At 62.7% G+C, this 9399-nt stretch carries 11 protein-coding genes; 5 read left to right on the top strand and 6 right to left on the bottom strand.

Features of this window, described 5'->3' with window-relative positions; translation table 11 throughout:
• Positions 1-6 precede the first annotated feature (6 nt).
• Together ABD937_RS15175 and ABD937_RS15170 are read right to left on the bottom strand one after the other, a co-directional pair.
• Positions 7-168: a hypothetical protein gene (locus tag ABD937_RS15175; RefSeq protein WP_345256606.1), complete on the bottom strand. Its 162-nt coding sequence runs from the start codon at positions 166-168 to the stop codon at positions 7-9.
• A 119-nt stretch (positions 169-287) separates the two neighbouring features.
• Positions 288-1988 carry a tetratricopeptide repeat protein gene (locus ABD937_RS15170; RefSeq protein ID WP_345256605.1) on the bottom strand — a complete coding sequence of 567 codons (1701 nt, stop codon included), beginning with the start codon at positions 1986-1988 and terminating at the stop codon, positions 288-290.
• Between the two features lie 177 nt (positions 1989-2165).
• On the opposite strand from ABD937_RS15170, the gene ABD937_RS15165 reads away from it, so the two are divergent.
• On the top strand, positions 2166-2351 hold the full coding sequence (locus ABD937_RS15165; RefSeq protein WP_345256604.1) for a hypothetical protein: 186 nt from the start codon (positions 2166-2168) through the stop codon (positions 2349-2351).
• Between the two features lie 300 nt (positions 2352-2651).
• On the opposite strand, the gene ABD937_RS15160 is transcribed toward ABD937_RS15165, so the two are convergent.
• A complete protein-coding gene (locus ABD937_RS15160) occupies positions 2652-4652 on the bottom strand; it encodes an amidohydrolase family protein (protein WP_345256603.1) in 2001 nt (666 codons plus the stop codon).
• A 171-nt stretch (positions 4653-4823) separates the two neighbouring features.
• Here ABD937_RS15160 and ABD937_RS15155 point away from each other — a divergent pair, with 171 nt between their 5' ends.
• On the top strand, positions 4824-5063 hold the full coding sequence (locus ABD937_RS15155) for a hypothetical protein (RefSeq protein WP_345256602.1): 240 nt from the start codon (positions 4824-4826) through the stop codon (positions 5061-5063).
• A 359-nt stretch (positions 5064-5422) separates the two neighbouring features.
• On the opposite strand, the gene ABD937_RS15150 is transcribed toward ABD937_RS15155, so the two are convergent.
• Positions 5423-6064, bottom strand: coding sequence for a porin family protein (locus ABD937_RS15150; protein ID WP_345256601.1), 642 nt, complete (start codon positions 6062-6064; stop codon positions 5423-5425).
• A gap of 277 nt (positions 6065-6341) precedes the next feature.
• Between ABD937_RS15150 and ABD937_RS15145 the strand changes: the two genes are divergently transcribed.
• Positions 6342-6581 carry an RNA recognition motif domain-containing protein gene (locus tag ABD937_RS15145; RefSeq protein WP_345256600.1) on the top strand — a complete coding sequence of 80 codons (240 nt, stop codon included), beginning with the start codon at positions 6342-6344 and terminating at the stop codon, positions 6579-6581.
• A 249-nt stretch (positions 6582-6830) separates the two neighbouring features.
• Here the strand turns inward: ABD937_RS15145 and ABD937_RS15140 are convergent, their stop codons facing one another.
• Entirely contained in the window at positions 6831-7280 is a 450-nt protein-coding gene (locus ABD937_RS15140; protein WP_345256599.1) for a cold shock domain-containing protein, read from the bottom strand.
• 115 nt (positions 7281-7395) lie between these two features.
• Entirely contained in the window at positions 7396-7707 is a 312-nt protein-coding gene (locus tag ABD937_RS15135) for an RNA recognition motif domain-containing protein (protein WP_345256598.1), read from the bottom strand.
• 343 nt (positions 7708-8050) lie between these two features.
• Between ABD937_RS15135 and ABD937_RS15130 the strand changes: the two genes are divergently transcribed.
• Both ABD937_RS15130 and ABD937_RS15125 read left to right on the top strand, forming a co-directional pair.
• On the top strand, positions 8051-8458 hold the full coding sequence (locus ABD937_RS15130; RefSeq protein ID WP_345256597.1) for a hypothetical protein: 408 nt from the start codon (positions 8051-8053) through the stop codon (positions 8456-8458).
• A 40-nt stretch (positions 8459-8498) separates the two neighbouring features.
• Positions 8499-9362 carry a sigma-70 family RNA polymerase sigma factor gene (locus tag ABD937_RS15125; RefSeq protein ID WP_345256596.1) on the top strand — a complete coding sequence of 288 codons (864 nt, stop codon included), beginning with the start codon at positions 8499-8501 and terminating at the stop codon, positions 9360-9362.
• Positions 9363-9399: the final 37 nt, after the last annotated feature.

Raw genomic sequence — 9399 nt, 5'->3', positions numbered from 1 at the left:
GGCGTTTTAGTCGATGGACGGCCCCGGGGCCCCGATCTTTTTTTCCAGGTGCTCCGTCTGCGCATCAGACCAACGCCAGATCGCCGTGCAAGCCGCGAAGGCAAGCAGCAGCACCAGCAGGATGCGCCAGGTGTACCTGGATCGAAGAAGAGGCCGGATACCGTTCATGGGCCGAAGATGACCCGCCCGGACCCAAATTGCAAGAAAACGGCGCTACAACCGGCGTTACATTTTTAGATATTGATTACCAGCTCGTTACAGCACTGTAACGCGGGCGTTACACCCGGTCAGATGGTGGCGATGACGGATTCGAGCGACGCCTCCTCCCCCAGCCCGAGCTTCTTGCGGAGGCGGGAGCGGGTAACGCGCACCGAGGCGGCGTTGATGCCAAGCATGGCGCCGATCTCCTTGTTGGAAAGATTCAGCTTGCTCAGGGCCACGTAGCGGGTGTCGGCCGGGGTAAGTCCCGGGATCTTGCGGGCCAGACGGTCGAGGAAGCCGGCGTGCACCTTTTCGAAGAGGTCCTGGAAATACACCCACTGCTCGTCGGTGAGGATGGTGAGGGAGCGCAGTTCGCGGTAGGAGCCGGCGTCTTCGGGCGTATCGGCTGCCTCGAATACCGCCTGCCCCACAGAGGCCTGGAAGCGCTCGATGAGCTCGTTCTTTTCCTGTACGGCGGTCGTGAACGCTTCGAGCCGCGCCCGGGCGTGCTCCAGCTCGGCCGAAGCGGCCCGTTGGCGCAACCGGTGCCGGGCCCGCTGCTGCTGGATCGTGAAAATACCGAGGGCCGAGAGGAGCAGGATGCCGCCGATCAGCACATTGCGCATCAGTTTCTGCATCCCGAGCTGATCTTCCAGCAGCACGCGCTCGCGGGCATGCTGCTCGGTGCGCACCTTCAGCACGGCGCCCGAGGCCACCAGCGCGTTGCGTTGCCGGTGAAAGGAGTCGCGGCTGTCGAGGGCGGCCCGCCAGTAGCGGCCGCCGGCAGCGGGGTCGCCGATGGCATCGTGGTAGCGGGCGAGCACCGGGTAGAGGGTATTCAGCAGCTTGTGGTCGGACAGGAGGCCGCCTTCGCGGGTAATGCGGTAGGCGTCGGTGATGAGCCGGCCGGCGTCGGCAAGGCGGCCCTCGTCGAGGTGGATCTGGGCCAGGATCACCATACTCTTGACGCCGTTCACGGTAGCCGCATTCTTGTATAGGGAATGGCGGATGTCCTCCTCGAGCAGGGGGATCGCCTCCCGGTAGCGGCGCAGGTGGTAATAGGTGATGCCCAGGTTGCCGCGGATGATGCTGATATAGATCTTGTCGGGCGAGGGATCGCCGGCAGCGAGGGCGTGCCGGAAGTAGGTAAGGGCGGAGTCGTACTGGCCCAGGTTGCGGTAGCAGAGGCCGAGGGTGTTGAGGGCCACGCTGCGGGGCACGGCCTCGAACACGTCCGCATCCGGGTTGGCGGACGTGAGGGCTTCCTGCAGCAGGCTACGCGCCGTTTTGAAGTCCTCGAAGTGGTAATACTTGGAAGCGAGCTCGTAGAGGGCGAAGTACTTGGCCGGGAACCAGCGGGCGTCGCGCGGGCCATAGAGCTCGCGGGCACGAAGGGCGTACTCGAAGGCGCGGCCGAAATCGTTGCGCCCCCAGTAGAACTGCGAGAGCAGCAGCAGGTTGAGCGCCTCGAAGCCGGTGGCCCTGCGCTTGCGGGCCGCCTCGAGTGAAGCCAGCAGCTCGCGCTCGGGGTCGCCGCCGGACTTGCCGGGACCGTAGTTCAGGGGATCGTAGGAGCGATAATAAGAGCGGTGGAGCTGCACGAGGCGCACGAAGTCCTTGTTTCCTTCCTGCTCCCCAACGCGCACGAGGCTGTCGGCCACCGCCCGCAGGTCGCCGACGCGGGCAACGAGGAGGTACTGGCTTGCGAAGTCGCGGGGGAGCGACTGGGCAACGGCGGGAAGGCTGCCGGTCAGCAGGAGGAGGAGGATAAGCAGTTGTCGGCACATAGGGCGAAGCAGGAGCAAAGGTAGCCAATCCGGCCGAAAGCCGCGCCCCGATTCGCCGGACGCGGTAAAGCCGGCGCCGGGCGCCACGGCTTTCCGCGCAGCTTTTCTTACCGCCCCGTGCGCGCAATTGGACCGGGCTCTCGGAAGATTGTTTATCTTCACGGCTTACAACAGATTATGAGCCAGGTTACCCTCCTTTTTCCTTCCCTCGCCGATCTGGCCGAATGCATGTATCACCTCAGCATCCGCCGGCCGGTGATCGACTACGACCGCTTCACCCTCACGGCCGAACTGACACCCGAGCAGGTAGAGCGCGCCAAGAAGTTCCACGGCGTGCTGGTAGACCGCAACGTGATGCTGTAGGCAACCCAAAAAGGCAACCACCCGGCGGGCGCTGCCACGCCTGCGTTCGCAATCATCTCCCGGCGAATTCCTGCCCGACCGACCAGGCCAGGGGACAAAGCGACCACGAGCTGCCCCCGGATCCGGGGCTCCCTGCAAAATCGGGAAGCGTCCAGCGGGAGGCGGGAGAAAAAAGCTGTTCCTGCAGGGGACGTCACGGCTCGCCGCTCGCCTGACCAGAATGAGCGGAGTTCTTGATCTAAGAACGACTTCTATCCATCCTTTGTTCTGCTATCACTTTCCGGGAACGGCCATCGCGGGCTAACGCCCGAACCCGAGTGCGCGCCGCAGCCTGGGCGCGTCGTACAGCTGCCCGCCGCGGATCACCCAGCGCACGCGGCGCAAGTCGCCGATCCGGGTGAGCGGGTCGCCCTCCACAATGATGATGTCGGCGGTGGCGCCGGCGCGGAGCGTACCGGCTTTACTTCCCATTACCCGGGCCGGGATCGATGTGGCCGTTTCCAGCGCCTCCAGTGGCGTGAAGCCGCCCTGCACATACAGCTCCAGCTCGCGGTATAGCGGATAGCCGGGAAAGGGCTGCAGGTCGGTGCCGGCCACCACGGGAATGCCCGCGCGCAGCATCCGCAGCAGCGTTGCTCCGTAAAGCGGCTGCCGGCGGCCGAAGCGGTACTTCGCGATCGTATCGGCCGGCGAGCCGTAGGTCCGGATGTCCGTGGCCATGAAGCGCGGCCAGGTATCCACGTCCGGGTAGAGCGCGCGAATATCGGCCGCGAGGGGGCGGCGGGCAAGCTCGAGGAACACGCAGGTCGGGTCGATCACAGCGCCGGTCGCTTTCAGCCTGGCCAGCAGTGCCGCGTTCACCGGCTTTGCATAATCGATCGTATAACTACTGCTGTCGATGTCGAAGCCCGCCATCACGTTATTGATGTGACTCAACCCCGTCATCCCCGAGTCGAGCACGGCACCCACGCTCATGCCGCGCGGCACGTGGCCCACCACCGGGAGCCTGAGTGCGCGGGCCTCCGCGCAGATGGCGCCGAGCACGGCAGGCTTCACCGAGTTGTACACCTTGATCTGGTCGTAGCCCGCGCGGTGGTACCGGCGCACGGCTTCCCGCCCTTCGGCCGGACTATTGGCCGCCACGGTGCCCAGCATATTGGGACCCGACCCGTCGATCAGGCCCGCCCGGTAGATCTGCGGCCCGATGCTTTCGCCCTGGTCGATGGAGCGCTTCACGAGTGCAAGAAAATCGTCCTGGTTGGCGCAGTCGCGCACCGAGGTGATGCCCATGCCGATCAGCGCCGGCCCGAGCACCGCGCTGTTGTAATGCTGGTGCATGTCCCAGAGTCCGGGCAGCACGGTACCGCCCGCGGCGTCGAGGGTCTTCCCTTTCCTGATCACCGGTGCCTCCGAAGCGGGGCCCGCCCAGGCGATCACACCGCGCTGAATGTGGATCACTGCATTCCCGGTAACCGTACCCGTCTCGATGTCCACAAGCCGCGCATTCCGGATCACGAGGCTGTTCTCTGGCTGCGGCACCGGGAACTCCAGTAAGGTGTAGCGCGCGGTGCGGGTGCGGAACTCGTGGAGCAGGTCGCTGTACTTTGCATTGATGGTCGACAGAAATCCCGCGGCGATACCGGCCAGGGCTCCGTCCGCATCCAACCAGAGGTAGCGTACGAGAAAGCGCTCGCGCTCCATCCGGTAGCGGTGCAGCACGAGCGTCTTGCCGTTGCGCGAGAAGGAATCAACGCCCGCGTGCGCGATCCGGACCGGCGTGCCGTCGGGGATCGAGTAAATACTTGCGGGTCGCCCGGATGCTTCCCAATATTTCACCAGGAACAGGTAGAGGCTCGCCGGCGCGCTCGTATAATGCGGAAACACCTTGCGGGTCGACTTCTGCACCGTCGTCCGGCCGCCGCGTGTCAGCGACAAGCCTTCCCCCTTCGTTGAGAAAGAATCGTTGATGACACTGAAGCGTCCCGGCTTGCCGGTGAGCGTGAACGACCGGAGGGCAAAGCGGTCGGAGAGCTCGAGCCGGCTTTCCATCGGCACCCTGGTGCCCCGGTCCTCGTACTGGAAACGGACGTCGATCAGGCGTTGCCCGCCCTGGCGGGTGACGGTATACGTCTCCTCGCCCACCGGCTTGTACCACAGGTAGAGCAGGAAGCGCCCGCTGTCCGGGAGCGCGGTTCGCTGGGCGGTGGCGGTTGCTGCGCAGAACAACGCCAACAGGAGCAGTCCCGCTCCGGACGTAGGGTGGTATCGGCGGGCGGCGGGCGGTGGAACGGAGGGTTTCATCCCGTAAAAGGTACTGAATAATACCGGCGCGATACGTTCACCGATACAGCCCCGCGTGGGGTTCGGGGCCCTCTTTTTAGCATTCCCTTATCAAACAACAAGGCCCGCCAGGCGTCTTATACAGTGAGCGCCGCCCGGGTCTTCCGGCGGCGGACCTAAAACCTGAACGCCATGTACCTCAAAATGTATGTTTCCGGATTGCTGGTGGCCGTAGTGCCCCTCAACTACAACGGGCTGCATACGCCCGAGGAGCGGGTGCACTACCTGCAGGGCACCATGCGGGTGCTTTGCGAAGAGCACGAGCCGCTCCTGCAGCGCCCCGGCGCCCGCCCCGAGTTCCTGCTCGACCGCACCGGTGAAACCGTGCTGATCGGCGGACACAGCTTTCGTGCGAACAGCTACCTGAACTAGTCCCCAACCTCTTTGCCGCAAACACCAAAGCCTCCCCCGGAGGCTTTTTTAGTTCCGTAAAAGCCTTTCCGGTTAATGTGCTTCGCGGAAGCGCTGAAATGGCCGGCCGCAAGCGGCCTCGATGCACTACGGCGCAACGGCGCAACGGCGCGACGAAGAAAGGCAACGAGTCTCCTCTTTTCGTTGTGCCTCCCGAGGCTTCGGGAGCGCCGTCGTGCCGTTGCGACAAGGGGGGTCAGCCCCGCTCCCCGCGCTTGCGCGGTCCGATGAGCAGGGTTCGACTAAGTCAGACAGTCGAAGCCGTCCGGAGCGCATCGTACGGCATGGGTTAAACGACAGCCCGTGGTCAGCGTGGGCGGTCAGAAGCGGATGGGGTAAGCCACATAAAGCTGCAGGCTGCGGTTGCGGCCCATATCGACCGGAGCCTGCTGCGCAAACTCGGGGTCGTTGGGCACGGTGGTGATCTGCTGCACCGTCTTCAGGCCCCAGCTGTAGCGCGCACCGACCTCGAAGCGGCGGCTGCGGAAGGCCAGCTCCGCCAGCAGGCCGAAGTCGGAGCGTGAGTAGCTTACGGCTGGGTCGTCGATCCGCTTACCCTTGCGGAACGCGTCGCCACGAAGCAGGTAGCTGTAATAGCCACCGGCGCCCGCGTGCAGGCCGCTGAAGAGGCGGTAGTACGCCAGCAGCGGCAACTCGAGGTAATGAAAGCGGTGCGCGTTCGGCGGCGGGATGCCTATGGAGTACCCGTCCGCGGGATACGCCACGAGGTTTCCTTTGGCGTTGTAGAGCAGCTCCGCCTGCAGCGACAGGTGGCCCCGCGAACAGGACAGGGCAGCACCGGCCGCAAAGCCGCCAACGTTCCGATCGGGATAAGAATACGGGTAGCCCTGCTCCGCGCGCTGGAAGCGGCTTAGCGTGACGCCCGCCTTCGGCTTCAGGGTGAGCTGTGCCGGTGCGGAAAGAACGAAGCCCACGCAAAGCAGGAGGAGCAGGATCTTCATACAGTTATGTTTGTCGCGCTAAATTAAGGCCCGTAGCACAAGCTTCGCGGTGGAAAAAAAGGACGCCGACCGTGCTTCTACGGAACAAAAACGGCTTTCCCCTGCCAACGATGAGCTGCAATACGGCTCGGGTAGCCTATCTTCACTAAAGTTTCCCCGAGACGAGCGATCGGTCCTGCTAATTATCCTGCCTTTGCACTTTATCCTGCGGCTGCATCTTAGTTACTCTCCTGCTCCTTGCCTCCCTCCCGCTCCTTTGTAACGAAAACATCCGCACATGCGCCTCCTGATCGGCAATCTCGACCCGAGCCTTATTGAATCCGACCTGCAACGTTTGTTCACGCCTTATGGAGAGATCCACTCGGTGGAGATCCAGCGCGACAAATGGAACAACCGCTCGCAGGGCCGCGCCTTCATCGAGATGCCGGTGCCGGAGCAGGCACTTGCCGCCGTAGCCCGGCTCAACGGCTACTCCTTTGCGAGCCGCAGCCTCACGGTAAGCGTGGCGCCGGTATAACGGCAGCCGGTACCGTATATCTACGGAGAAAAGTAACGTGCTTTTTTCGGACAGGCCCAACGCCGAGAGCCCGGGGCGTTGTGCCCCGGGTGCATACGGACTGATTGTTTTTGAAGATGGTTGTCGTTCCCGAGCGGATCTCGCTGCCGAAGCTTATGACTACTGATGCAGGAGGTAAGCACCACCTGCTCAGGCCGGGCGCTGTACGCCTGGCGCAGCCGGAGGGCGCTTCCGATCCGGAGAAAGACGCTACACTGCCTTGCGCACGAGGGTGGCCAGCAGGCCGCGGTCGCCGCTGCGGAGGATGTAGGTGACCTTGTCGCCTTCCATGATGGGGAAGTTGCATTGGTCCTTGTGCACGAAGATGCGCTCGCCGGTGACGCTGTCGTTGATAAAGCCGAAGCCTTTCGACTTGCTGAAATACTGGACATTGCCGGTGTGCATCGAATCGTCGAGGATAAAGTGCTCGGCCTTGGGCACCGCATCGGGTACCTCTTCGAGGGAATACACTTTCTTCTTCTTGATGTCGACAGGCTGCGTCGTGAGGTTGCCGTTCTCGTCGAGGTAAGCGATCATGTCGTCAAACGACTTCGGCGCCTGATCTTTGCGGGCCAGCTTCCGCTCATTCTTTTCCTGGCGTTGTTTGCGCTTGCGGTTTTCCATTTCGCGCTTGCTGAACGTTTCTTTTGATTTTGCCATTCACTTGTTTTATGAATAAAAAATCCCGCAACTCCGGTGGCTCCGATGGTTGCAGGGTGGAGCCGGTTCGACGGCCGTAAAAATACAGGGGCCCCGAAAGGCCCCTGTGTATCGTTTACCAGCGGCGGTTGCCGGATCCGTTGTTGTCGCGGAAGGGGCTGCTGCCGCTACGGGCGGGGCGATCTTCTTTGGGGCGGGCTTCCATCACGCGGATGGTGCGGCCTTCCACACTGCCGTTGTCGAGCTCGGCGATGGCCTTGCGGGCGGCCTCATCATCGCTCATCTCCACGAAGCCGAAGCCCTTGGATTTGCCGGTGAATTTGTCCATGATCACTTTCGAGGAAGTGACGTTGCCGTAGGGGGTAAAAAACTCTCTTAAGTCCTCATCCTGGATATTGAAGGATAAGTTCGATACGTAGATGTTCATACGTGTTGATTGAAAAAATAAATAAAGATCTGAGGAAGGCAAGGAGTAAGAGAGTAACTAAGATGCGGAGGCAGTGTTACATGCGAAGGCAGGATAATTAGCCGATACTGAATGCGAGGCTCAAACGATTGACGGTGTAAAGGTAGGCCTTATCCCGCACAATAACGCCAACGATTTGTCAATGTTGCAGAATCGGCGCCCGCCCTTGCCTGCAGCATTAAATAAAAAAGGGCTTCCGTTGGAATAGAACTACCTTCATTGTTTACCGCCGGTCTCAAATCGCAATTCTTCCTACGCTCCCCTACTGCTTTACGATTTCCGCTTACGGCTCTAATACTGTTTTATGATACAGATCAACGACTACCGGATCGGGAATTTCATCTGGGTGGACCGCGCCCTGCGCAGCATTTGCCTCATCAACGCCGACGAAGGCTTCGAGGGCGCTCCCTATGTCGGCTTTAGCGGCTGCGAGGAGCACCCCTACGAAAGCTGTGCCTCCCCGCGCGTCGAAGCCGCCCCCCTCTCCGAAGCCGTGCTGCGCGCCGTGGGCTTCGCTGCCAGCCCGCGGGTACGCCTCCACGCGGTGCCGCTCACCGGCAACTACCTGCTGGAGCTCGACAGCGCCCGCCCGGAGCCCGGTTGCACGCAGCCCGCGCTCCGCCGCACCGTGCGCCACCTGCACGAAGTGCAGAACCTGTACCACGCCCTCCACGGAGCCGAGCTCCCGCTGCACGTACGCGTGTTTGCCTGAGCCCGTGCCCGGTTCCTGCTTTACTCCCCAACAACTGCCGATGCGCCCCTTCGTCATCCAATCCCTGCTTACGCCCCGGAAGGCCGACCGCCTCGACCGCTACCTGCTCGAGATCTCGCGCCTCCCGATGATCACCATGGAAGACGAGGCCCGGCTTGCCCGCCTCATCCGCGAAGGCGATCCCGACGCGCTGGAGCAGCTCGTGCACGCCAACCTCCGCTTCGTGGTGTCGGTGGCCAAGCAATACCAGTTCCGCGGGCTCTCGCTCTCCGACCTCATCAACGAAGGAAATGTGGGCCTCATCCGCGCCGCCGGCCGTTTCGATGAAACGAAGGGCTTCAAGTTCATCTCCTACGCCGTATGGTGGATCCGCCAGAGCATGACGCAGGCGCTTTCCGATGGGGCGCGCCTGGTACGCCTGCCGGCCAACCGCATCGGGCTTGGCCTGCGCGTGCACCAGGCTGCCTGCGCCCTGGAGCAGGTACACGAGCGCACGCCTACGCTTGAGGAAGTGGCGGAGTCGCTGCAGCTGAAGGTTTCTGACGTGCGCCTTGCCAACAGCATCGCCGACCGCCACGAAAGCCTCGACGCACCGCTCCCCGGCCGCGAAGACAGCAGCCTTTACGACGAGCTGGCGATCGACGACAGCGGAGCCTCCGACCGGGCCGTGGCGCATACCCAATCGCTGCAAACCGAGCTCGGGCGCAGCCTTTCCGGGCTCAGCGAGCGCGACCGTACCGTGGTGATCGCCTTCTTCGGGATCGGCCAGACGGCGCCCAGCAGCCTGCAGGAAATCGCCAATTCGCTCGGCATGACGGCAGAGCGGGTACGTCAAATAAAAGACAAAGCCTTGCGATCCTTGCGAGGTCGCAGCAATGCGGGCCTGCTTCGGAGTTATCTTTGAGGCGGAAATCTACTTTTTAAACGAAACTCCACGGTCA

Origin of the sequence: Flaviaestuariibacter amylovorans (genome assembly GCF_039541815.1) — a bacterium.
GTDB lineage: Bacteria > Bacteroidota > Bacteroidia > Chitinophagales > Chitinophagaceae > Flavisolibacter > Flavisolibacter amylovorans.
This window is presented reverse-complemented; position numbering and strand designations above follow the sequence as displayed.